At 65.6% G+C, this 23,759-nt stretch carries 21 protein-coding genes; 12 read left to right on the top strand and 9 right to left on the bottom strand.

Going from position 1 to position 23,759, the window contains the following annotated elements; translation table 11 throughout:
- Window positions 1-10: 10 nt before the first annotated feature.
- From BMX78_RS20235 to BMX78_RS20220, 4 genes are all read right to left on the bottom strand, one after another.
- Entirely contained in the window at window positions 11-2,029 is a 2,019-nt protein-coding gene (locus tag BMX78_RS20235) for a pectinesterase family protein (RefSeq protein WP_091423629.1), read from the bottom strand.
- A 182-nt stretch (window positions 2,030-2,211) separates the two neighbouring features.
- Window positions 2,212-3,108, bottom strand: coding sequence for a carbohydrate ABC transporter permease (locus BMX78_RS20230; protein ID WP_050056629.1), 897 nt, complete (start codon window positions 3,106-3,108; stop codon window positions 2,212-2,214).
- 9 nt (window positions 3,109-3,117) lie between these two features.
- Window positions 3,118-4,068, bottom strand: a complete 951-nt coding sequence (locus BMX78_RS20225) for a carbohydrate ABC transporter permease (protein ID WP_091423626.1) — start codon at window positions 4,066-4,068, stop codon at window positions 3,118-3,120.
- Between the two features lie 75 nt (window positions 4,069-4,143).
- On the bottom strand, window positions 4,144-5,448 hold the full coding sequence (locus BMX78_RS20220; RefSeq protein ID WP_091423623.1) for an ABC transporter substrate-binding protein: 1,305 nt from the start codon (window positions 5,446-5,448) through the stop codon (window positions 4,144-4,146).
- A 263-nt stretch (window positions 5,449-5,711) separates the two neighbouring features.
- On the opposite strand from BMX78_RS20220, the gene BMX78_RS20215 reads away from it, so the two are divergent.
- From BMX78_RS20215 to BMX78_RS20205, 3 genes are read left to right on the top strand one after another with little or no spacing between them, the layout of a single operon-like run.
- Window positions 5,712-6,683, top strand: coding sequence for a DUF6807 family protein (locus BMX78_RS20215; protein WP_091423619.1), 972 nt, complete (start codon window positions 5,712-5,714; stop codon window positions 6,681-6,683).
- A complete protein-coding gene (locus BMX78_RS20210; protein ID WP_091423615.1) occupies window positions 6,680-8,257 on the top strand; it encodes a glycoside hydrolase family 43 protein in 1,578 nt (525 codons plus the stop codon). The genes BMX78_RS20215 and BMX78_RS20210 overlap by 4 nt, the downstream gene beginning before the upstream one ends.
- A gap of 17 nt (window positions 8,258-8,274) precedes the next feature.
- Window positions 8,275-9,291, top strand: a complete 1,017-nt coding sequence (locus BMX78_RS20205) for a LacI family DNA-binding transcriptional regulator (protein ID WP_285250140.1) — start codon at window positions 8,275-8,277, stop codon at window positions 9,289-9,291.
- 22 nt (window positions 9,292-9,313) lie between these two features.
- On the opposite strand, the gene BMX78_RS20200 is transcribed toward BMX78_RS20205, so the two are convergent.
- Window positions 9,314-10,018 (bottom strand): FadR/GntR family transcriptional regulator, encoded by a 705-nt coding sequence (locus BMX78_RS20200; RefSeq protein ID WP_091423609.1) that lies wholly within the window; start codon window positions 10,016-10,018, stop codon window positions 9,314-9,316.
- A gap of 151 nt (window positions 10,019-10,169) precedes the next feature.
- Between BMX78_RS20200 and BMX78_RS20195 the strand changes: the two genes are divergently transcribed.
- From BMX78_RS20195 to BMX78_RS20160, 8 genes are all read left to right on the top strand, one after another.
- Window positions 10,170-11,660, top strand: a complete 1,491-nt coding sequence (locus BMX78_RS20195) for a four-carbon acid sugar kinase family protein (RefSeq protein ID WP_091423606.1) — start codon at window positions 10,170-10,172, stop codon at window positions 11,658-11,660.
- 83 nt (window positions 11,661-11,743) lie between these two features.
- On the top strand, window positions 11,744-12,643 hold the full coding sequence (locus BMX78_RS20190) for an NAD(P)-dependent oxidoreductase (protein ID WP_091423662.1): 900 nt from the start codon (window positions 11,744-11,746) through the stop codon (window positions 12,641-12,643).
- Window positions 12,644-12,800: 157 nt separating this feature from the next.
- Complete coding sequence (locus BMX78_RS20185) at window positions 12,801-14,267, top strand: GntP family transporter (RefSeq protein WP_091423605.1); 1,467 nt, start codon at window positions 12,801-12,803, stop codon at window positions 14,265-14,267.
- Window positions 14,267-15,118 carry a class II fructose-bisphosphate aldolase gene (locus BMX78_RS20180; protein WP_091423603.1) on the top strand — a complete coding sequence of 284 codons (852 nt, stop codon included), beginning with the start codon at window positions 14,267-14,269 and terminating at the stop codon, window positions 15,116-15,118. The genes BMX78_RS20185 and BMX78_RS20180 overlap by 1 nt, the downstream gene beginning before the upstream one ends.
- A gap of 33 nt (window positions 15,119-15,151) precedes the next feature.
- Window positions 15,152-15,559: a DUF1304 domain-containing protein gene (locus BMX78_RS20175; protein WP_091423602.1), complete on the top strand. Its 408-nt coding sequence runs from the start codon at window positions 15,152-15,154 to the stop codon at window positions 15,557-15,559.
- 106 nt (window positions 15,560-15,665) lie between these two features.
- The gene (locus BMX78_RS20170; protein WP_091423659.1) at window positions 15,666-16,985 is read left to right on the top strand and encodes an acyltransferase family protein; all 1,320 of its coding nucleotides are present in this window, start codon (window positions 15,666-15,668) and stop codon (window positions 16,983-16,985) included.
- A gap of 15 nt (window positions 16,986-17,000) precedes the next feature.
- Window positions 17,001-17,354, top strand: a complete 354-nt coding sequence (locus tag BMX78_RS20165) for a GNAT family N-acetyltransferase (protein WP_091423600.1) — start codon at window positions 17,001-17,003, stop codon at window positions 17,352-17,354.
- Window positions 17,355-17,525: 171 nt separating this feature from the next.
- Window positions 17,526-18,485 carry an NAD(P)/FAD-dependent oxidoreductase gene (locus BMX78_RS20160; RefSeq protein WP_091423598.1) on the top strand — a complete coding sequence of 320 codons (960 nt, stop codon included), beginning with the start codon at window positions 17,526-17,528 and terminating at the stop codon, window positions 18,483-18,485.
- 167 nt (window positions 18,486-18,652) lie between these two features.
- On the opposite strand, the gene BMX78_RS20155 is transcribed toward BMX78_RS20160, so the two are convergent.
- Complete coding sequence (locus tag BMX78_RS20155; protein WP_091423597.1) at window positions 18,653-18,988, bottom strand: hypothetical protein; 336 nt, start codon at window positions 18,986-18,988, stop codon at window positions 18,653-18,655.
- Between the two features lie 130 nt (window positions 18,989-19,118).
- Window positions 19,119-19,499, bottom strand: coding sequence for a hypothetical protein (locus BMX78_RS20150; RefSeq protein WP_091423595.1), 381 nt, complete (start codon window positions 19,497-19,499; stop codon window positions 19,119-19,121).
- A gap of 218 nt (window positions 19,500-19,717) precedes the next feature.
- Here BMX78_RS20150 and BMX78_RS20145 point away from each other — a divergent pair, with 218 nt between their 5' ends.
- Window positions 19,718-20,518, top strand: coding sequence for an SDR family NAD(P)-dependent oxidoreductase (locus BMX78_RS20145; RefSeq protein WP_091423594.1), 801 nt, complete (start codon window positions 19,718-19,720; stop codon window positions 20,516-20,518).
- Here BMX78_RS20145 and BMX78_RS20140 read toward each other — a convergent pair.
- Entirely contained in the window at window positions 20,468-21,559 is a 1,092-nt protein-coding gene (locus BMX78_RS20140; RefSeq protein WP_091423592.1) for an FUSC family protein, read from the bottom strand. The two genes, BMX78_RS20145 and BMX78_RS20140, sit on opposite strands and share 51 nt — an antisense overlap.
- Window positions 21,560-21,842: 283 nt before the next feature.
- Window positions 21,843-23,453, bottom strand: a complete 1,611-nt coding sequence (locus BMX78_RS20135; RefSeq protein WP_091423590.1) for an MFS transporter — start codon at window positions 23,451-23,453, stop codon at window positions 21,843-21,845.
- Window positions 23,454-23,759 lie beyond the last annotated feature (306 nt).

Here is a 23,759-nt window from a genome sequence, read left to right as displayed (position 1 = left end):
TTCAGCCATCTCAACCACGTCCCGCTGGGGTCCAGCCGCCGAGGAAGGTTTCCACGGTGAATTTTGCGGCCTCTTCCGGGCTGAGCTGCGGGTGGAATTCATTGACGTATGCGCCCGGGCCCTTGTTGTTGAATTCGGCGAACCTGCCTTCGGTCCAGGCGTGTCCGCTCATGTCGGCCCAACCTCGGACCGCGATGTGGCTGCCCAGCACGGAGTCCCGGATGACGGCCATCGGGTGGGCGTCCGGATCGCTGCTGGCGAACCAGGGGCGGCCGAGGCTGACCGTGCCCGGGGCGGCATCGGAGGTCAGGGCGCTGTTGACGATCAGGATGCCGTACCGGTTGGAGTTCTTGGTGCTCGGGGCCACGATGTAGCCGTTGTTGGTGTCGCTGCCGCGGTTCAGGGAATGGATGGTGCAGCCGTCCAATACTGCAGTGCCGCGGCCGTAGATGAAGTCAACGTCGCCTTCGACATAGCAGTTCTTCAGGTAGGTGCGGGCAGTGGCGTCGCGGCCGGTGGTGTCCGCCAGATAGGTGTCCTGGTTGCCCAGGAAGCGGGTGCCGTCAAACGTTACCCGGTCCGCCACAGTCCGAACGGCGAGCGCCTGGCTTCCTCCGTTGGCGGCCTCGTCATAGGCGTTTTCCACGGTGAGGTTCCGGATGGTGGTGCCCTCGGCGAGGACGTTGAGCGTGGCGCTGCCGCCCGCGCCCCAGGTGCCGCCGAAGAACTTTGCGCCGTTGGCCGGAAGGTCGTAGCTGATGACGACGTCGGCCGGGTTGGCTGTTGCGCCCTGGATGGTGAGGTTGGGGCGGTCGGCCCAGATGTTCACCGATTCGCGGTAGGTGCCGGGTTTTACCGTGATGGTGCGGGGGAGCGTGCTGCCGCTGGGGATGGAGCCGATAGCGGCCTGCAGGCTGCCAAAGTCGCCGGTGCCATCCAGGGCAACGGTGATGTTGGTGGTGTTGTTCGGGGCGTTGTTCTCCCGCGGCCCGGCACCGGCGGCAACGATCTCCGGAACGCGGGCAGCGTCGTCCTTCTGGTAACTGTAGTTCTGCGATGGGTCGAAGGCGGCCCCCACGTTGTCCTTTCGGCCGCGGGTGCCGTTGAAGATGTTGTCCCGGTTGACCACTTCAGTGGCGGGATCCTTGGCCACAATCGGGTCCTGCACGGTGCTGAAGCTGTTGCCTTCCAGGACCACCTTGGCGGCGTTGCGGCCCATCATGCCGTACTGGCCGATGTCCTGCAGGTAGTTGTTGTAGACGTGCGCGGCCGCGGTGTTGTCCAGGCTGAAGTTCCGCTGCGTGGTGTTGCGGATCCAGTTGTGGTGGATGGTCATGCGGGTTACGGCGTTGGAGGTCCAGCCCACGCCCAGGGCCTTGTTGTTGTCCGCGAACACGTTCCAGGAGTAGGTGACCAGGTCCGAGTCCTTGCGGGTGTCAATCAGGCCGTCGCCCATGCGCTGGATCTTCATGTGGTCCACCCAGACGTGGTGCGTGGTGTCCAGCTGGATGCCGTCGCGGTCGTTCTGCGGGGTCTTGCCGTCCCAGTCGCCTGGAATGTAGGAATCGCGGATGGTGAAGTTCCGGAAAATGACGTTGGAGACATTGATGAGTTTGAAGCCGGCGTTCACCACCTCCGCGCCCGCGCCTGTGCCGATGAAGCTCTTATTGGCGGCCACCGGGATCTTGATGTAGTCGGCGGCTTTCAGGCTGCCGCTGATGAAGATGACTAGAGGTTCAGGCGCAGCGGCAAAGTCCTCGAGCTCCTGGATGGTGGACGGGGTGACAATCCGGCCCGCCTGCCCGCCGGTAGTTCCGGCCAGGCCGTAGCCAGGCAATGCCGCGAAGCCGTCCGGCGTCTTCTTCCACATTGCCTCGGCCGTGTTTTCAGCGGCCGGTGCGGGAGTTGCGGGCAAGGCGCCTGATTGTTGCAGGGTGTTGGGCGGGGCAGCGGTGGCGGCTGGAACTGCCGCCAGGCTTCCCAGGAGGGCGACGGCGGTGGCCGCGCCGAGAAGGCGTCGCAAACTCATACAAAAACTCCTTTGTTTTTGTGCCCGGGCAGCCTCCAGCCCGGGCACGTGCAATCACGGATGGTTGATGTGCTGATGATGCATGCGGAGATGGTGCCGGACTGAGCTTCAGTCCGTTGCCGGTTCGGGCTGCCCTGCTTCAGGCCTGCCCGAGATCAGGCCAGCATTACTTCAGGCCTGCGCTACTTCAGGCCGGTGGTCGCAATGCCGTTGATGAGGTACTTCTGCCCGGCGATGAAGAAGCCGATGATGGGGGCAATGGACACCACTGACATGGCGAACATAGGGCCCCACATGCTCTGGCCTTCGGAGTCCATAAAGGCCCGCAGTGCCAGGGGAACTGTGTAGAGGTCCTGGTTCTGGATGTACAGCAGGGGACCAAAGAACTCATTCCAGGTGGAGATGAACGTGAAGATGGCGGTGGTGGCCATTGCCGGAACGCAGAGCGGCAGGATGACCCGCAGGAAGGTCCGGAACGGGCCGCAGCCGTCGATTTGGGCGGCGTCGTCGAGCTCCTTGGGGAGGGCCTTCATGAACTGGACCATCAGGAAGATAAAGAAGGCGTTGGTGGCCATGAAGTTGGGAACGATCAGCGGCAGGTAGGTGTCCAGCCAGCCGAGCTGCGAAAAGATGATGTACTGCGGCACCAGGAGCACGTGGCCGGGGAGCATGAGGGTTCCCAGCATCAGGGCGAAGAACAGCTTCCGGCCGGTGAACTCCATCCGGGCGAAGGCGTAGGCCGCCAGGGCGCAGGAGAAGATGTTGCCCACGATCGAGAACACCACCACGATCAGTGAGTTGATCAGGTACACATGGAAGGGCTGGTCCAGGGCGGTCCAGCCCTGGGCGTAGTTGCTGAAGTCCCAGTTTTCGGGCCACAGCCCAAGCTGCCGGAAGATGTCATTGCTGGGCTTGAACGAGCTTGAGATCAGCCACAGCAGCGGGTAGAGCATCACCAGCCCCACCAGGCACAGGATGAGGTGCCGGGAGAAGCGGGTGCCCGTGGTGCCCGTCAGGGCATCCTCGGCAGGCGCTTCCTTCTTCTGCTTGTTTTTGAGGGGTAGTTCGAGGAGAGCCATAGCGGTGCCTTAATTGTCGTAGAAGACCCAGAACTTGGATGCGATGAAGTTGATGGCAGTGAAAACCGCGATGATCATCAGGAGCAGCCACGCCATGGCGGAGGCATAGCCCATCTCGAACTCCGTGAAGCCCTTTTGGTACAGGTACAGGTTGTAGAACAGGGTGGAATCCGCCGGCCCGCCGGTGCCGCCGCTCATCACATAGCCCTGGGTGAAGGTCTGGAAAGACCCGATCAGCTGCATGATGAGGTTGAAGAAGATGATGGGGCTGATCAGCGGCAGGGTGATGCTGCGGAACTGGCGCCACCGGGAGGCGCCGTCAATGGCCGCCGCCTCGTAGTACATGGTTGGCACCTGCCGGAGCCCTGCCAGGAAGATCACCATGGGCGAGCCGAAGGTCCATACATTCAGGACGATCAGGGTGCCCAGGGCGAATTCCGGGTCGGTGACCCAGGCCGGGCCCTGGATTCCCAGGAGGCCCAGGAAACCGTTGACGATGCCTTCGTTGCCGAAGATGTAGCGCCACAGCATCACGATCGCCACGCTCCCGCCCAGCAGGGACGGCAGGTAGTACACGGAGCGGTAGATCGCCAGGCCCTGGAGGCCGCGGTTAAGTACCAGGGCTATCAGCAGGGCCACCGCCAGCGAGATGGGCACGGATACGAACGTGTAGATAAACGTGACTTTCAGCGACTGCAGGAGGCGCGGATCCTCGAACATGGCCTGGAAGTTGGCCAGGCCCACAAAGTTCGGCTCGGTGAAGAGGTTGTAGTCCGTAAACGCCAGGTAGAGGGATGCGAAGAACGGGATGATGGTGAACAGCATGCCTATGAACCACGGCAGCAGGAAGAGGTAGCCCGAACGTTGGTTCTTGCGCTTGAGGCGTGCCCGGCCGGGTTTCCCGCCCGGCGCGGCCAAGGTGGCGGCCGCGCCCGGGGCTTGCTTGGTCAGCACTGACATGGCGCCAGGCTCCTATCGTCGGATGTACCGGTGTTGGATGTGGCGGCCTCGGATTGTGAAAAGAGGCCAGTGCGCCTACTTGTTGATGGCTGCATTGCTCTTCTCGAGGAACGTCTTCGCGGCATCGGCCGGGGTGACACGGCCGAATTCCACCTCGGTGGCCAGTTGCTTGAGGGTGTCCGCCACAACGCTGGCACCCTTGGGATACACGTAGGCGGGGGCGAGGTCGTCCTTCTGGATCCCGGCCATCAGGTCAACGAACTTTTTGTCGTCTTCGCTGAGCTTGGAGGTGATGGACTCGGCTACCTCGGGGTTGACCGGAACGCCGCGCTGCGTCAGCGTATGGGCGGCGCCGTCGGCGTCATTGGTCAGGAAATCCAGGAGTTTGGCAGCCTCCTTGGGGTGCTTGGATTTGGCGGCGATGGACCACAGCATGGTGGGGTCGGCAGAGTAGCCGCGGCGCTCGCCGGAGGTCTCACCGGGGATACGCAGCAGCACCACGTCTCCTTCAACAGCGTCGTTGTAGCCCTTGTAGTTGTTGATGGGGATGATTTGTGAGGCCACCGTGCCCTTGGCCAGATAGGACTGGGCGGGGGAGCCGCCAATCTGTTCGAAGAATCCCGCCGGCGGGTAGCCCCCGGCCTTGCGCAGGTCGACGCTGTACTGGAACCAGTCGCGGATGGTCTCCTCGCTAACGCCCAGCTTGTTGTCCTTGGTGTAAAAATCCTCGCCGCGCTGCCTGGCAAGCATGATGGGCCCGGTCTCGGTGGACACGTCGTAACCCGCGCCATAGACTTTGCCGCCGGTCTTCTGCGTCACCTCGGTGGCGAACTTCGCATAGTCTTCCCAGCTCCAGGTCTTGTCGTCCGGAATGGTGACGCCGGCCTGGTCTGTGATGGTCTTGTTCACCACCATGCCAATGGTGGTGACGCCGGTGGCAAGGCCATAGAGCTTGCCGTCCACTTCGCCACGGCTCAGCACCGTGTCCGGGACGTTGCCGAGATCCAGTTCCTTCAGGCTCTTCAAGTCCGCCAGGGTGCCGCGCTGGGCGTACTCCAGCAGGCTGCGGTTGGCCATGGCGAGCACGTCCGGCGGGTTTCCACCGGCGAACCGGGTGGCCAGCTTGTCCGCGTAAGGGCCGCTGTCCTGGTATTCGGTTTTCACCTTGATGCCGGGGTTTTTCTCCTCGAAGATCCGCAGCGCCTCCTCGGTCACCTTGGCACGGTTAGCATCTCCCCAGAAGACGAAGTTGAGCTCCACATCGCCGCCGGCCGACGGGGTTGCACCTCCTCCGCAGCCGCTCAGGGCCAGTCCGGCGGCCGTGATGGCTGCGCCCAAAACCAGCCTGCGGGAGATGGGTGTGCCAACTGTCTTCATCATTGAATGACGCCTCTCTAAAGGGTTTCCACCAACCGTTGGATGGTGGTTTCGGTGCGAGATGTCCGGAAAGTTTCTGGAATGGCAAGCGCTCCAACGTGACCGCGGGTGCCAACCGTTCCAAGTGGTACCGCCCATCAAGCAAAACTCAGTAAACGATTTCTAGCAAGAGAACGCTGTGACTGTCAACACGTTTTTGGAAACTTGTATGAATGCCAAACTCAGAAAGTTTCTGAATTGCTTGCCGATCTATTTCTGATCTGCGTATGCTGATGCCTACATCCTGGAACTGCCCCTCACCGGAGGTCCGCTTGGCCATTCCCATCGATACCCCTGCAGCGGCACGTGGCGCTGCACCGCAGAAGCATCCTCTTGCCGCCCACAACACTTCACTGCTACAACCCGCGCGCTTTTCGCCTCGGCCCTATTTCCACCCGATGCGGTCAAAGGCGGGTGTGGTTGTCACCGGCGCCGAACCCGCGGACCACCCGCACCATCTCGGGCTGTCCATCGCCTTTTCCGACGTCAACGGAACCAACTTTTGGGGCGGTTCCACCTACACGGCAACCAACGGCCCAATGCAGCTGCCCAACCACGGAAAGCAGGTGCCGCACGGTTGGCAGTCTCCATCGCAGGAAGGCGGCGAGGAACACAGTGAGGAGGAATCAGGCCGGGTCTCGTGGCTCACGGAGGGCGGCCGGGATTTAGCCGTCGAACACCGCCGCATCCAGTATTTCAGCAATGCCGGACCCTCGAGCTGGGCCCTTTCATTGTCCTCGATGATTGTCCCGGCGGTGGGCGTACAGCGGCTGGAGGTGTCGTCGTCGGCCGTTAAAGGCAGGAAGGGCGCCGGGTATGGCGGCATTTTCTGGCGCTTTCCGGAGGCAGCCCGCGAGCCGCTGGTCCTGTCCGAGGCGGGCAGCGGCGCAGGCCCCGCCCACGGATCCGGCTCGCGCTGGCTGTCCATCGGTATGGTCATCGACGCCTCACCCGTAACGGTGATCCTCGCCCAGGATGCCGGCCACATCCTGCCGTGGTTCGTCCGGGCGGAGGGCTACCTTGGTGCCGGGCCGGCGGTGGCGTGGGCCAAGCCCGCCACCGTGGACCACCACAACCCGCTGAAGCTGGCGCTGCACGCCGTTATCCATGACGGACACGTCCACACGCCCGCCCACGCCCTGGAACTTCTGGACCAGCACCCCCTCATCAACCCCGGCTCTCCCGACAGGACACCATGACCACCCGGATCCCCGCCCCCGTCTACCGCAATCCCATCCTCAACGCAGACTGGCCGGACCCCGACGCCGTGCAGGTCAACGGCGTCTACTACCTCATTGCCTCCAGCTTCAACCGCGTGCCCGGGCTGCCGGTCCTGCGCTCCCGGAACCTGGTGGACTGGGAGCACATCGGCCACGCGCTGACCCAACTGCCGCAGGCCAGCCACTATTCATTGGTGCGGCACGGCAGCGGCGTGTGGGCTCCGGCGCTGCGCCACCACAACGGGCGCTTCTGGATTTTCTACCCGGACCCGGACCACGGCATCTTTGTGCTGAGCGCGGAAAAGGCCGAGGGCCCGTGGACTCAGCCGCACCTGCTCTATGCCGGCCGCGGCCTCATTGATCCTTGCCCCTTATGGGATGACGACGGCCAGGCGTACCTGGTGCATGGCTGGGCGCAGAGCCGGATCGGGGTTAAGAACCGGCTGACGGTCCACCGCATGAGCCCGGATGCCAGCAGGCTCCTCGATAACGGAACCCACGTGATCAACGGGGCTGACCTGCCCGGTTACACCACCCTGGAGGGGCCGAAGTTCTACAAGCGCGAGGGCTGGTACTGGATTTTTGCCCCCGCCGGCGGTGTGTCGACGGGCTGGCAGTCAGTGTTCCGCTCCCGGTCCCCGTTCGGGCCTTATGAGGAGCGGCGCGTCCTGGAACAGGGGGACACCGTGGTCAACGGGCCGCACCAGGGCGCGTGGGTCACCAGCCCCCGCGGCGAGGACTGGTTCCTGCATTTCCAGGACCGCGGGCCATACGGCCGTGTGGTGCACCTGCAGCCCATGGGGTGGACCGGGGACGGCTGGCCCTGGATGGGGGAGCAGGATCCCGACGGCGGACCGGGCACCCCGGTGCCCGCCCACACCTACCCTTTGGGTACTTTTGCCCAGGACGTGTCGCCTCCGGCCAGCGACGACTTCAGCTCACCGAAGCTGGGGCCGCAATGGCACTGGCAGGCGAACCCACAGGAGGACTGGGCGCACCAGTGCGGGGGAGGGCACCTGGTTTTGAAGCCGAAGGCCAACGATCCGGTGAATCTGCGCGAGCTGCCCAACATACTGGGGCAGATCCTGCCGGGCACACCGTCCACCTTCACCACCTCCCTGGAGTTGCAGGATGTGCCGGTGGGGACCCGGGCAGGAGTGGTGGTGCTTGGCATGAAGTACGCCTGGCTCGGCATCATCCGGACAGCTGAGGGCTATGTCCTCGGTGATGGCATCGGGGGTGAGGGTCCGCACGAGCAGCGGCTGGGCCGAAGGATTGCGTTGCCGGGCCCCCGGATAGAGCTGCAGATCCGCACCGACGGAACGCCGCGCGCCACTTTCGCCTGGCGTTCCGGACCAGGGAAACCGTGGGAGGTCCAGGGCTGGGACTTCCACGTGGTCAAGGGCCAGTGGATAGGCGCCGAACTGGGCCTTTTCGCCACGTCTCCACTGGGTTCGGAGGAAAGCGGAAATGTTATCGTGGGACCCGTGCGCGTGGACGTTTCGCCCGCCCGCCGCACCACTGCACCGCAACTCGCCGCCGCAACCCCATGACCCCGAGGACTGCCCCCGTGACCGCCACCCCGCGTCCCAAGATCGCTGACGTCGCGGCCGCGGCAGGTGTATCGGTGCCCACCGTTTCCAAGGTGCTCAACGGCCGGACCCATGTTTCCGACGCCACCCGCGCCAGGGTACAGCAGGCCCTGGAGGACTTGGACTACTCCAAACGCGCCGTTCCAACCACCCAGCCGGGCATCCTGCAACTTGTGGTCAACAACTTCGATTCCCCCTGGGTGCTGGAACTGATGGAAGGGGTGGAAGCGGCGGCTGATCGCCTGGGATATGCGGTGGCCTATGCCCGGGCCGAGCATGTAACGCCGGAGCGGTGGCGCAAGCTGCGGGAGCCGTCAGTGAACCGGCTCGACGGCGTGCTCCTGCTGGCTCCGCGGAAGGGCTCCCGTCTGGTGAGCATGGTGCGGACCCTGAAGATTCCTGCCGTCGCCATCGACCCCGAGGGCGCGGAAGGACTCGCCATCCCCAGCGTCAGCCCGGCGTCGTTCTCAGGCGCCCTGGCTGCAGTCGGCCACTTGCTGGGGCAGGGCCACCGCCGGATCGGCATCATTACCGGCCGCAAGCACAGTCCCGGACATGGCCGGGCGCGCTATGCCGCCTATGCTGCTGCGTTGCACGAGGCCGGGCTGCCAGTACTGCCCGAGCTGGTACAGGACGGCGATTTCAGCACCGAATCGGGGATGCGGCTCGGCGGGGAATTGCTGGACCTGGCTCAACCGCCCACCGCGATTTTCACCGGAAGTGACCTTCAGGCCCTTGGTGTGATGAACGCGGCGGCGCAGCGCTCGCTGCACGTTCCGCAGGACCTCAGCATTGTGGGTTTTGACGATATTTCCCAGGCCGCGTTGACGTCGCCACCACTCACTACGGTGCGGCAGCCCTTGGCGCAGCTGGCTTCCATGGCGGTGGGGATGCTGACCGAACAGCAGGACCAGCCCGGTTCCGCCGCCCCGACTGCCTTGGAAGTGGCAACTGAACTGGTGATCCGCGGAACCACTGCCGCGCCCGCGGACTGACCCCGTCAGTTGACTCCGGCTCCTACTTCGCCTCGAGTACCAGGTTCTTGAGGTCGTCCAGGGTCTGCTGCATGTGCGCGTCCATCGCTTCGCGGGATCGCGCCGCGTCGCGGGATTCGAGGGCTTCGGCGATGTTCTGGTGATGGCCGATGGCGTGTTCCTGGATCTGGGGCACGGCCGAGGTTTCGGTGCGCCGCTTCTCCAGCACCCTGTGCAGCGGCTCGAACAAGACGGCGACAAATACATTCTCGGAGGCATGCAGGATCAGGTCGTGAAAGGCGAGGTCCGCTTCCACGAATGCGGCGACATCATTCACCTCATGGGCGGCGCGCATGGCGGCCACGTACCCGAAGAGTGCCTGGATATCACTGTCGCTGATTCGTCCGGCCGCCAGCTCGCACGCGCCGGTTTCCAGCATGCGGCGGAGTTCGATGAGCTGGACAGAGGCTTCGGCTTCGTTTTTGCCCTCTGAGGCTGCCCGCAGCACTGCTTCCAATGATGCCCACCGGTTGAGCGGGTTGACGAACGTGCCGCGGCCGCGTTCCACGCTGAGGATGTGCTGCGCCTGCAGGGTTTTCATGGCTTCGCGGACGGTCATGCGGCTGACTTCGTGCCGGGCGCTGAGTTCGTGCTCTCCGGGGACGAGTGAGCCCGGCGGGAATTCGCCCGCAATGATGCGGTCCAGGAGCTCATCGGCCACCTGGCCTACCAGCGACTTCCTTGCCATGCTGCTGCCCCCATTACTGCCTTTGCGGATATGTCAGACAAGTCTACTTGCGCGTCTTTATGTCCTGTGCCACACTAGCATTCAAATGCAAGATGTCAGACATCTTACAGTTCCATCAGGTTCCGAGGACCCATACACAACGGAGTGCACCGTGAAGCTTGAAGCAGACGTTCTGGCCGCTTACCCGGCCGAGGTCCGGATTTCCGCCGCGACCGTGGCCGATGCCGTGGCCGCCTCCAACGCGGAGACCCCGCGGGTGCTGGTAGTGCTCGACGACGACCCCACCGGAACCCAGTCCGTGGCAGATCTGCCCGTGCTCACCCGCTGGGACGTCGAGGACTTCATCTGGGCCTTCGGCCAGTCAAAGCCCGCCGTCTACGTCCTGACCAACACCCGCAGCCTGGACCCCGCAGAAGCCGCCGCCCGCAACGAGGAAGTGGTCCGCAACGCCCTCGCCGCCGCCGGGTCTCCCGCTGAACTCCGGCTCGGCTTCGTCAGCCGCAGCGATTCCACCCTCCGTGGCCACTACCCGCTGGAACCGGACGTCATCGCCGCCACCGTGGCGGACGTCAGTGGAGAAAAGACCGACGGCGTGGTGCTGGTTCCAGCCTTCCCCGACGCCGGGCGGGTCACCATCGGCGGCGTCCACTTCATGCGCGGCACCGGTGAAGCAGCCGGGACCCTCACCCCGGTATCCGAGACCGAATTCGCCAAGGACGCCACCTTCGGCTTCACCACCTCCGTGATGGCCGACTACGTCCAGGAGAAGTCCCAGGGACGCTTCGCCGCCGGATCCGTGATCGTCCTGGACCTCAACACCATCCGCGCCGGAGCAGCCGCCCAGGACCCTGCCGCCGGTGCACAGACCAGCGCCAACGCCATCGCCGACGCCATCGACGCCGCCACGGACTCAACCCCCATCGTGGCCGACATCGTCACCGAAAACGACCTTCGCGCCCTGTCCCTCGGCCTGGAAGAAGCCGAACGCCGGGGCAAGAAGCTCCTCTACCGCGTGGGCCCGCCGTTCGGCCGCGCCCGCATCGGCCAGGAAATCCGCACCGAACTCAGCGGCGCAGAAGCCTACGCCGGCAACACCCCGTCCGAAGCCGGCGGCCTCATCGTCGTCGGCTCCCACGTGGGCGTCACCACCCGCCAGCTCAAAGCCCTGACCGAACAACACAGCGCCGCCCGCATCGTGGAGATCGACGTCGAAAAACTCCTCGGTGACACCGCGGAGGAACACCTCGACCAGACCGTGGACACCGTCGTCGAAGCCCTCCGCAGCGGCGACGTCATCGTCCACACCAGCCGCCTGCTCATCAAGACGGACGACCCCGCCGAAAGCCTGCGGATCGCACGCACCGTCTCCGCCGCCGTCGTCGCCGTGGTCAACCGGACGCTGAAAACCTTCCCGCCGCGGTTCGTCATCGCCAAGGGCGGCATCACCTCCTCCGACGTCGCCGCGCACGGCCTGGAAATCCGCCACGCGATCGTCCGCGGCCCCATGCTCCCCGGCATCGTCTCGCTCTGGGAACCGGTGGACGGCCCCGCAAAGGGCATCCCCTACATCGTTTTCGCCGGCAACGTGGGAGACGACCAGTCCCTCGCCGACGTCACCCGCAAGCTCAGCAACACCTTCTAATCCCCACCGGCTCCCAACCCTCCCGGGTGGCGGGCCGGCCCGCAACTAACCCCTAGTCCTGCAAGAATTCAATGGAGAACACCATGACCAGCAACTACACCGTCACCGTCCTGGGCCTCGGCGCCATGGGCCTGCCTATGGCCACCCGCCTCGCGTCCCAGCTGACCGTCCACGGCTTCGACATCGCCGAGCCCCGCCTCAACCTCGCCCAAGAAGCCGGTATCGCCACGTTCAGCACCGCCCGCGAAGCCGCCAAGGGTGCCGACGCCGTGCTCCTGGCCGTCCGCAACGGCGAGCAGCTCAACGACGTACTGTTCGGCGAAAACGGTGTGGCCTCCGTGCTCGAGCCCGGCGCCGTTGTGATCCTCGGCAGCACCGTAGGCACCGAAGCTATCCCGGCCACCGTCGCCAGGCTGGCGGAATATGGCGTAGAGCTGGTGGATGCACCCTTGTCCGGCGGCCCCAAGCGCGCCGGCGAAGGCGACCTGCTGATCGTCGTCGGCGCTTCCCCCGAAGCCCGGGAAAAGGCCGCCCCCGCGCTGGAACTCCTGGCTTCCACCCTGACCGTGGTGGGCGACAAGCCCGGCGACGGCCAGGCACTCAAGACCGTGAACCAGCTGCTCTGCGGCGTGCACATCGCCGCTGCGGCTGAAGCCATGGCCCTCGCCGACGCCCTGGGACTGGACCAGGCCAAGACGCTTGCCGCCCTCGAAGCCGGTGCTGCCGGCTCCTTTATGCTCTCCAACCGCGGCCCCCGCATCCTGGAGGCTTACAACGAGGAAGGCGCCGAGGTCCTCTCCCGCCTGGACATCTTCGTCAAGGACATGGGCATCGTGGGCAAAGCCACCCGCGCCGCCGGCCTGGCTGCCCCGGTTGCCGCAGCCGCGGAGCAGCTCTACCTCCTGGGCCAGGCCCAGGGCCTCGCCGCCGCCGACGACTCCGCGGTCATCAAGGTGGTCGCCCCCACCAAGCGCACCAACTAGCGCCGCCCTCCAGGGAAGTACGACGACGGCGGTCCCCCCTCCGCCGTCGCCGTACCTCCCGGCAGTTCCCCAGCAGTCCCCAGCGTTCCCCCTCAGAAAAACCAGCGCCTGATCGCCCGTCTTCTGGAAGACTGGCTCGTCAAAGGAGACACCCTTCATGAACCACCTCATGAGCCCGCTCATAGTGCGGGCGGCTGATGCCCCCGCCATTAAACCCGCAGTGGAGCTCGGCACGCCGCTGCTGCTCACCATCGCGGCCATCGGCATCGCCGTACTGCTGGTGATGATCATCCGCTTCAAAATCCAGGCTTTCGTTGCCCTGCTCACGGTCAGCATTATGGTTGCCGTCGCCGCGCAGATCCCGCTCAAGGACGTCTTCACCGTTGTGGCCAACGGCGTGGGCAGCACCATGGGCAAAGTGGCACTGCTGATCGCCCTTGGCGCCGTCCTGGGCCGCATGATCGAAGTATCCGGCGGCGTCCAGTCGCTCGCTGCCCACTTCACCGAAAAGCTCGGCGCCAAGCGCGTGGCCGTGGCCCTCACCGCCGTCGGCTTCCTGGTGGCCATCCCCGTATTCTTCGAGGTGGGCGTCATCGTCCTGGTCCCCATCGTGTACGCCTTCGCCAAGATCGCCAAGGTCCACCCGGTCAAGTTCGGCCTGCCCATGGCGGGCATCATGCTGGCAATCCACGTGGCAGTTCCGCCGCACCCCGGCATCGTGGCGGGTGCTGGCGTCTTCGGCGCCGACATCGGACTCATCACCCTTATCTCCCTGGCCATCTGCGTTCCGCTCGGCTTCCTGTCCTACTGGGTTGCCAGCATCATGAACCGCAAGGATTACGAACTGCTCCCGTCCGTCAAGGCACAGGTTGAGGAATTCGGTTCCGACTCGCTGGTAAAGGTGGGCCACGACGGCCCCGGTGCCGCTGCCATCGCTCCGCCGCGTCCGGGCCTGATCATCTTCCTGATCGCTGCTCCCATCGTGCAGATCCTGATCGGCACGATGGGTACGCTCACCATTCCCAAGGACAACTCCTGGTACGGCCTGGCGGCCTTCGTCGGCAATCCGTTCTTCGCCCTCCTCGTCGCCGTCGCCCTGTCCTTCTTCCTGCTGGCGGTCCGCCGCAACTGGTCGCTGAAGGAGACCGGTGAAATCTTCGAAGGCGCACTGCCTCCCATCGCCTCCATCCTGATGGTGGTTGCCGCCGGCGGCGCGTTCGGCGAAGTCCTGCGTACCTCCGGCATCGGGGCCGCCCTGTCCCAGACCCTGGACCACCTCGGCCTGCCCATCATCGCGCTGGGCTTCGTGATCTCCCTGGCCCTTCGCGCAGCACAGGGCTCGGCCACCGTTGCCATTGTCACCACCACGGGCCTGCTCACCTCCGCCGTCGCCGAAGGCGGCTATACCCCGGCACAGATCGCGGTGATCGTTATCGCCATCGGGTTCGGTGCTCTGGGCCTCTCCCACGTGACTGACGCCGGATTCTGGACCGTAGTCCGCTACTACGGCCTCACCGTCTCGGACGGCCTGAAGACCTGGACCGTCCTCACCACCATCCTCGGCCTGGCCGGCTTCGCCCTGACCTTCGTGGCCTGGATCCTGGTGGGAGGCCTGGGCGTCTGATGCGCACCCGACTGGACCACCTGGTCACCTCCGCCCTCCAGCACGGATCCGCGGTCCCGGCCTTCACCTGCTACGACTTCACCACCGCACTGGCCGTGGTGGCCGCGGCGGAGGAAGCCGGCCGGGGCGTCATCCTGCTGGTGGCCCCCAAAACGGCAGCCACGCCCAACGGAATGCGCCTTACCGGAGCCCTTCGCGGCCTCGCCGATGCTGCGGCCGTTCCGGTTGCGGTGCAGCTTGACCACGCCACTGACCTTAAAATCATGGCCGACGCCGTTGCGGCGGGTGCGGATTCCGTCCTCGCCGACGGTTCGTCCTTTCCTTACGAGGAGAACATCGCGCTGGTCCGTGCAGCCCGGGAACTCCTGGGACCCGACGTGGTGCTGGAAGCAGAACTGGGCGGCCTGGCCGGCGACGAGGACCGCGCTTTCGGTGCTGACCAGTCCGGCGTGCGAGTGGCCGGGCTGACGGATTCGGCCCAGGTGGAGGACTTCGTGTCCCGGACCGGCGCGGAACTGCTGGCCGTCGCCGTCGGCAACGTCCACGGCAAGTACAAGGGCGAGCCGCAGCTGCGCTGGGATGTCCTGCAGGACATCGCCGTGCGGACCCATATCCCGCTGGTGCTCCACGGCGCCTCCGGCATTCCTGCTGAAGAGCTGGTGAAGGCGGCATCCATGAACGTAGGCAAGGTCAACTTCAACACGGAGCTCCGCACCGGTGTGCTGTCCACGTTGCAGGAACAGCTGCCGGCCCACCGGTCTGACGGTGAAAACCTCCAGGGGCTCCTGGGCCACTGGAACCACTCGGCGGCCAGCTTCGCAAGCACCACGCTGGCCACGCTCTCACGCTGACGTTTTCCGTCAAGGGGAGGCTAGGATCAAGCAATGATCCTGGCCTCCCTCCTTTTTGCCTTCCTGGCCGCCGCTCTCCACGTCTACATCTTCATCATGGAGTCGGTGACCTGGACCAGGCCGGCCACCTGGAAGCGTTTCGGTGTGGGCTCGCAGGCCGACGCTGAAACCACCAGGCCGTTGGCCTACAACCAGGGCTTCTACAACCTGTTCCTGGCCATTGGAGCTTTCATTGGTATTGGCCTGGTGGCGCTGGGCAACGGGGGATCGGCCCAGTCCGTGGCTGGCTGGACCCTGGTTTTCTCCAGCTGCGGTTCCATGCTGCTGGCCGCCGCAGTGCTGGCCGGAACCGGCAGGAAGTACCTCCGGCCCGCAGCCACCCAGGGCACCCTGCCGCTGCTCGCCGTCGTGCTGGGCATTCTGGCCCTTGTTATGACCTGACTTTCCCAGCCCCTTCTTCAATCCGGAAGCGCCGCAGGGGGACAATGGAGCTGTCAGCAGCGAGGGCTTTTCGTTAGGCAGCATGGTGGGCGGCGTCAGGGAGCGTATGGCATCCCCGGGACCCGGCACGGCAACCGGCCGTGACCCCGTCATCGACCTTGTCCGGTTCTTTTGCCTCGCGCTGGTAGTGGTGGGCCATTGCATGATGGTCAGCCCGGTGTTGCACGCGGACGGCACCGTGACCACGGAAAACACCCTTGCGGAGCAGGACTGGTTTGTGCCCGTCATCTGGATTTTTATGGTCATGCCGCTCTTCTTCTTCACGGGCGGCGCCACCGGCCTGCAGTCGTGGCGGCGGCTCAAGGCCGCCGGCGGCACGGCAGCACAGTTCGTCCGGCTCCGGCTGCTGCGCCTGGTGCGTCCGGCCATGGCACTGCTGGCCGTGATGTTCCTGGGCCTCGGCGCCGCCGGGCTGATGGGGGTCCACCCGCAGGTGGTGCAGCTGATGGTGGCGGGCGCGGCGATGCCGTTGTGGTTCCTGGCTGCCTACCTGGCGGCGCAGCTGAACATTCCGCTGCTGGCCGCCTGCCACACCCGGGCGCCTTGGCTCACCATGGCCGTCCTCATGGCGCTGGTGGTGGCAGTGGACTGCCTGCGGGGCGCCCTGCCTGCCCTGGCCTACGCCAACCTGGTTTTCCTCTGGTGCGCCGTGCAGCAGCTTGGCTTCCTGGCGGCCGACGGGTGCTGGGCCAGGGTTTCGCGGTCCGGCCTCGTGGGCATTGCCTTGGCGGCGAATCTTGTCCTGGGAACCGTGACGGGCCTCGGGCTGTACCCGGGCAACATGCTGGTGAACCTCAATCCGCCCACCCTTTGCCTCCTCCTGCTGGGAGTGTCACAGGCTGCCATCCTGGAACTTTCCCGGCCGGCGCTGGCACCGCTGTGCGCCGTGCGGTGGGTGCACGGCCTGCTGTACCGGGCCGGAGTCCGCTCGCTGACCGTGTACCTCTGGCATCTTCCGCTGCTGGTGGGAATGTCCGGCCTGCTTCTCCTCACCCCGGTCCCCAAGCCCCCATCCGGCACGGCTCCGTGGTGGTGGGCCAGGCCCGTGGTGCTCCTGGCCCTGGTCCTCCTGCTGCTCCCGGTGGTGGGGGTCTTTGGCCGCCTGGAGGAACGTCCGACGGCGGTCAGCACTTCCCGCTGCCGCCCGCCTGCCGTGGCGGCCGCCGTCGTCGTAACTTTCCTTCCCGTCGCAGCCGCCGCGTTGGGCGGGTTGACGCTGGAACTGCTGGGAGCTGGTGCTCTGTGCTTTGCCATTGCCGTCCTGGTGCTGCGCGGAATTCCGGACAGGGTGCCCGGTCCTGCGAGGTCCACGTCCCGGGATCCCCGCAGGAGGGGGCACCCGGGCATTGCCAGCGGGGTGAAGTAGTGCCAGTGTCGAACCATGACCGAGAACATGATGTCCACCGAGGATAGGTATACCCCCGACGTCACGCTGCGGCGCAATGACGCGCAACACCGCTACGAGCTGCTGGTGGGCGGCAAGCTTGCCGTGCAGTCCTTCTACCAGGACCTGCCCGGCCATATCGACTTCAGCCACACCGAAACCTCGCCGGACTTCGAAGGCCAGGGCCTGGGCAAGGTCCTCGCCCACTTCGCCCTGGATGACGTTGTGGCAGCAGGAAAGCGGATCATCCCGCACTGCCCGTTCATCGCCGCCTACCTTCGCAAACACGAGGGCTATGAGCAATGCGTGGACTGGCCGGAACGGCCGGCCCGGACCGGCCTGGGAGCGTGAGCCGGCGCCAGTAGCCGCTGCTCCTTCCCCTCCAGTCTGCGCCGATCCCGGCCTGCGCGTTATTCTGTCGGGGGGCAGGGTAATTCCTCCTGAGCGCGGTCTTGCAGAGGGCGCGCGCATAGTGAATGCGCACGCTTCTACAGTGCTGCGCACGCCGGGAAGGAACCGGGGATGGACCACCTCGGAGAACTGTTCGATGTTGCCGTCATAGGCGGCGGGCCGGCCGGGCTGAGCGCCGGAGTTGCCCTCGCCAGGGCGCTGCGCTCAGTGGTGGTGATTGACGCCGGCGGGCAGCGGAACCTGCGGGCGGAGGGAGTGCACGGCTTCCTGACGCGCGAGGGAATGAGCCCCCGGCAGTTCCTTGCTGCCGGACGCGCAGAACTGGAGGGCTACGGCGGGACGGCCGTGACCGGGCTCGTCAACTCCGCCGTACGCGAGGACGGGAACTTTGTCCTTTCGCTCGACGACGGCTCCACCTGCACAGCCCGCCGGCTGCTGATCACGTCGGGCAGTGAGGATGAGCTTCCGGACCTGCCAGGTCTGCGCGAGCGCTGGGGCCGGGACGTTTTGTACTGCCCCTACTGCCACGGCTGGGAGATCCGGAACCAAGCGGTAGGGGTCCTGGCTTCCGGTTCCCATGCCGTGCTCCAGGCCCTGACCTTCCGGCAATGGAGCCGCGACGTGACACTCCTGCTCAACGGCGAACTGACCCTCAGCCCCGGTCAGAGGGAACAGTTGGACGCCCGGTCCGTGAAGGTGGCCGATGGCAGGGTGCGCGGGCTGGTGGTCCAGGATGACAAGCTCAGGGCGGTCACGCTCGACGACGGTTCGGCGGTACCGCTGGAGGTGCTGGTGGTTAATCCGGCAACAGTCAGCAAAACCAACATGCTCGAGGTCCTGGGGCTGGAACCCGACAGCCTTGAAGAGGGGCCGGGGACCCGCCTGCACACCGACGACTCCGGCCTGACATCCTGTCCTGGAGTGTGGGCCGCAGGCAATGTCACGGATGTGTCCGCGCAGGTGATGACGGCCGCGGCCGCTGGGCTGAAAGCTGCCGCCGCCATCCACGCGGACCTGGTGCTGGAGGATACCCGGCTGGCGGTGGAGGCTGCCCGGGCTCCCGCACGTTAGCGGGGCCGGGCAATTCTTTTTCGAGTAGGTACGGGTCTTTTCGAGTAGATACGGGGCGGAGGGGCGTCCCCGAGGCCGCCCGCGGCGCGGCCAGCCGCCGTAGAGCCGGCCGCGAGGGCGGATAGCCTTGGGGCCGCCTTGGCCGGGGCTACAGTGGCGCCGGGGCGTCAGCTGGCCAGGGCGTGTGCCTCGGCCACGGGAACATCGATGGTGAAGCCGCAGGCGCAGCGGTAGGTTTCCATAGCGGGTGACGGACCCGCCGGGGACACGGCGGCCGGTGACGGGGCGCCGACAGGAATGACCGTGGAGCCATCCACCCGCACCGGCTGGAAGAGGGGCGTCTCATCCGGATCCACACGCTTCATCGGCGTCCGGCAGTGCATCCTTGAGTTCAACGTCTCCAGCAAACCCAGGTCCACAGGACGGATGGAGCCAACGGGAGCTCCTGCTTCTGCTGCCGTTCCCATTGGGGCCGCGAGGTGGTCTTGTGTTGCGGTGGTCATGATGTTCGTCCTTGGGCTTCTTACGGTCCTGCCGGCGTTGGCAGCCCGCCGCGGTTGCTTGCGGAGGTTCATTTACCCCATAAGCAAAGCATGCTTACTAATCCTGAAACAAATCCGTATGTTCCCCAGGTCACATATCCGGTTCCCTTGGACGAGCCCTAGTGCCCGGGGCATGCCTTCGCTGCCACTGGTGCGCGTGCCAGAACAGCAGGCCAATGATGGCGATGATGCCGCTCAATACCGCGTGCGGGGCAAAGGTGAATATCACAAAGGACAAGGGCATCGCCCCACTTGAGGGCCCTATCGTGAAGTTGGCGGTGAGGAAAGCCAGGATTCCACCGCCCAGCAGTGCTATGGCGAGTACCCACAAGACGGCGATGAATGGGTTCACGGCGGCAAGAAGACGCCCTTCAGGCTGAGTCTCCGCCATGGCCGGATTAGCCTCGGCGCCCACCGGATTTCCGTCCTGGTCCACTTCCCGGAAGCCGATCGCACCGGCTGGCTGCTCCATGTTTCCCCCCTGATGGATCCGCGGCCTGGCGGGCCGCCCGTACCCCCACCCTAGTCCGCCGTCATTCCCTTTTGGGTTGGCCGTGACGGGAGGCGACGGCGGGGCATTCTGCAGCCGGAGGAGCAGGGCGCCTGGCCAACCCGTTGACCCGGTTCGGCGGGTAAGGCGACGGAAGAAGGACTGGCAAAAGGCGCCAGGTGCACGGCTAGGCTGGCACCATGACCTCAGATATCACTTCGATTTCCGGAACTACAGCCCTGGTCACCGGTGCCAGTGCAGGCCTGGGTGCGGAGTTCGCACGGCAGTTGGCGGAACAGGGCCACAACCTGGTGCTGGTGGCGCGGGACCGGGCCCGCCTCGAGGAAACGGCGGCGGGCCTGGAACGGCGTTACGGAATCACGGCTGAGGTGCTGCCCGCGGACCTGACGGACGATGCAGACGTTGCCGCCGTCGTCGGACGCTTGTCCGATGCCCGGCGGCCGGTGGGAATCCTGGTCAACAACGCCGGCATCGGGCTGCTGCACAACTTCGAGGACAACCCCGTCTCCGAGGAGAAACTGCACCTGAAGCTGCATGTGGAAACGTCCATGGTGCTGGCGCATGCCGCCCTGAAGGGCATGCTGGACCGTGGCGAGGGACGGATCATCAACGTGGCCAGCATCGCCGCGTTCCTGCCGCGGGGCACGTATTCCGCGGCGAAGGCGTGGATGCTGAGCTTCAGCCGGTGGGCCAACCTCGCCTACGGTGCCCGGGGCGTGAAAGTTACGGCGGTCTGCCCCGGCTTTGTCCACACGGAATTCCATGAGCGCATGGGCATGGACAAGTCCGTGGTTCCATCGTGGACCTGGCTGCGTCCGGGGCGCGTGGTCCGGGAGGGGCTGGCGGACAATGCCAGGGGCAAAGCCGTTTCCATCCCCACCAAACGCTACAAACTGGTCGCTGCGCTGGCACGGATAGCCCCGGCGAAACTAGTGGCGGGCCCTCCGCGGAAGCCCAAGGAGGGCAGCAACGGTCCGTGACCCTGCCCGCCGCACCGCTACCACCACCGCAATGCCCACCAGCGCGCCCACCAGGGTCTCCACACCGCGTTCCAGGATCAGGACCGCGGGGTCGATGGGTGCGGCAAGCTGGGTCATCAGCAGGATCACCGGCGTAAAGGAAACCATGGCCAGCCCGTAGTGGCGGGCCATAAACAGCTCGGTGGTGAACTGGAACAGGATCACCAGGACGGCCAGCAGCACGGCCTGCTGCCCCGGGAACAGGCCCGCCAGGGTCCACGGCCCGGGAATAAGGACGACGGCGGTCACGGCCAGTCCCACGAACGTTCCCACGATGCGGTGGATGCCCCGCCGGACGCTGCTGGGCAGGTCGGCGCCGGCGAGGGGAACGGCTGCGGCGGCCATCGCCCAGTGCGGGTGGCCACTGCCGCTGAGGACACCCACGGTACCGGCAGCCCCAACGGCGAGCACGTACCGGGTGGCGTGCACCAGCACCTCGCGCCGGCCGGCGGGCTGCAGGGCGGCCGCCGCCCGGGCGGCACCCCGGTGCCAGGATCTGTGCCGGACCCAGCCGCCGAAACCCACCAGCAAGGAAAAAGCAGCAGCCCCTGCCGCAACGAGCAGGGCCAGGTACCAGGGAACCGGCACCGGGACCGAGGCACACGCTCCAAGCGCCAGGATGCCAAAGAATGGGCCGTTCGGCTTGAGCCGCACCCTGTCGGCGAAGACGGATCCCACCCCGGCGAGGACAGCTTCCACGCCCACAAGCCACCAGGACTGCAGGTGGTTGACGGACAGCAAGAGGCCGGCAGTCACGCCGCCCAACAGGACCACCGCGGCCTGGCACTGGTGCAGGAAGCGGAGCTGGTGCGGCTCCGAGCGCCCGTACATCCCGGTCAAGGCGCCAAAGACGGCGTACATGATGAGGTCGGTCCGGCCCACGGCCAGGAGCAGGAGCGAGGGGACGGCGACACTGATGGCCACGCGAAGGGCGGCGAGGTGGTCCCGGTTTGCGGGTTCCAGCCGGTGGAGGGCACGCACCTGCTCCATCAGAAGCTTCATGCCGCACCGTCCCTGCCTATACCCCGGATCCCCTTCAAGGTCCCTTTGGAAAGTATCACCGGACCCCGCCGGACGGCATGTCCTGGAGCCTTGCGGGGAAATAAAACGACATGGGCGGCGGCACGGCAAAGGCCCGCCCCGCGCTCTTCTTGTGGAAGCTGCGCTGGACGGGCCTTGGGAGCGTGGGCTGCTGGTCTGCCCGGTCCGGACTCTGCCAGCCCGGATGGCTAAACCTGGTTGGCTAAACCTGGGCCGCTAGACCTGGTTGGCTAAACCTGGGCCGCTAGACCTTGGCTGGAACCTTGTCGGCGCTGGAATCGGTAATGTCCTGGGTCTCGAACGGGAGCTCGTCCAGGTCGATCAGCGGGTTCTCGTCCTGGGTGGCCACCAGTTCGCGGGCCTCAGCCTGGGTGTCCACGCTGGGCATGGAGCCGGGGAGGGGACGCTGGGCCGATTCCTTCAGGAAGTAGATGGCCACGGCGCCCACCAGCGAGGTGCCCATGAGGTAGTAGGCAGGCATCATGTCGTTGCCGGTGGCGCTGATCAGGGCTGCCACGATGAACGGGGTGGTGCCGCCGAAGATGGCCACCGAGAAGTTGTAGGCAATACCCATGGCGCCGTAGCGGCTGGACGTAGGGAACTGGGCCGGAAGGGCCGAAGCCAGGTTGGCCACGTAGAAGGTCACGGGGAACGCGATGAGTGCAAGGCCGGCCAGCGTGGACCAGATCTCGCCGACGCCGATCAGCATAAAGGCCGGCGCGGCCAGGACAACTGTGCTCAGCGCACCGATCCACAGCACGGGCCGGCGGCCGATCCGGTCGGACAGCTTGCCGGTCAGCGGGATGCAGAGGCTCATCACCACCAGGACGGGGATGGTCAGCAGCGTGCCGTGCACCTCGTCGTAGCCCTTGGCCTCGGTGAGGTAGGTCGGCATGTAGGACGTCAGCGCATAGCCGGCGGTGTTGGCGGCGGCCACCAGGACCATCGCCACAATGATCGAGCGCCAGTAGGCCTTCACGATTCCTACGGGGCCCTTTGCCGTTGCCACGTCAGTTGCGGCGGCGTGCTTGGCGAGGTCTTCCTGCGCGTCCAAGGTGGCCTGGAATTGAGGGGATTCCTCGATCTTGCTCCGGAAGTAGATGGCGATCAGGCCCATCGGACCGGCCACCAGGAACGGGATGCGCCAGCCCCACTCCTCCATCACACCCTGGCCCAGGGTCAGCTGCAGCACAGAGACCAGCGCTGCGCCCAGGGCAAAGCCGAAGTAGCTGCCCATATCCAGGAAGCTGGCGAAGAAGCCGCGGCGCTTGTCCGGGGCGTATTCGCTGACGAAGGTGGTGGCGCCGGCGTATTCACCGCCGGTGGAGAAGCCTTGGACGATCTTCAGCAGGACCAGGAGGCCTGCGGCCCAGAGTCCGATCTGCGCGTAGCCGGGGAGGAGTCCGATGGCGAACGTGCTGGCTGCCATGATCATCAGTGTGGTGGCGAGGATCTTCTGCCGGCCCACCTTGTCGCCAAGCCAGCCGAAGATCACGCCGCCGAGCGGGCGGGCGATAAACGTTGCGGCAAAAGTTCCGAGCAGGAACAGCGTCTGGGTGGTGGGATCGGATTCCGGCAGGAAGACCGGCCCCATGGTGGTGATGAGGTAGCCGAAAACGCCTACGTCGTACCACTCCATCGTGTTGCCCACGATGGTTCCGCCCAGTGCTTTCTTGAGCATGGGCTGGTTCACCACGTTGACGTCCGACTCCTTGAGCCGGCGGCGCCCGAGTTTTACCGGCTTCCGTGGTGCTTTGGCAGCCGCGGGTGGGGTGCCCGGGGGTGTTGCTGGGTTGGTTCCGGAGGCGCTGTACGTGCCTGCGGAAGAGTCGGTGATGCTTCGGTCTGTGGGCATTTGGGCAACTCCTGTGGAGGTCATTTGCTTGCGACTTATAGCTGCCCCGCTCCGGGCAGGCCTTCAATTTTACGCGAAACCCATGGCGCCCGCCGGTTTAATCCCGTAGGATCAACCCCTTTCGGCACTTTTCATGGCGACTTCACTGAGATCTTTTCCCTGCTTTTCCCGCGCCAGCACTGGGATCGGCACGGTACAAGGCAATCGTTACCGAATTTTTTCCCGATAGTGCCCCGGCGGGCTGCTTTTAGCACGCTCCGGGAAGCGAATTGTGACGCCGCCCACGGCCTTACGGAGGCCGCTTCA

The organism is Arthrobacter sp. OV608, assembly GCA_900110595.1.
In the GTDB taxonomy this organism is placed as follows: Bacteria; Actinomycetota; Actinomycetes; order Actinomycetales; family Micrococcaceae; genus Arthrobacter.
This window is presented reverse-complemented; position numbering and strand designations above follow the sequence as displayed.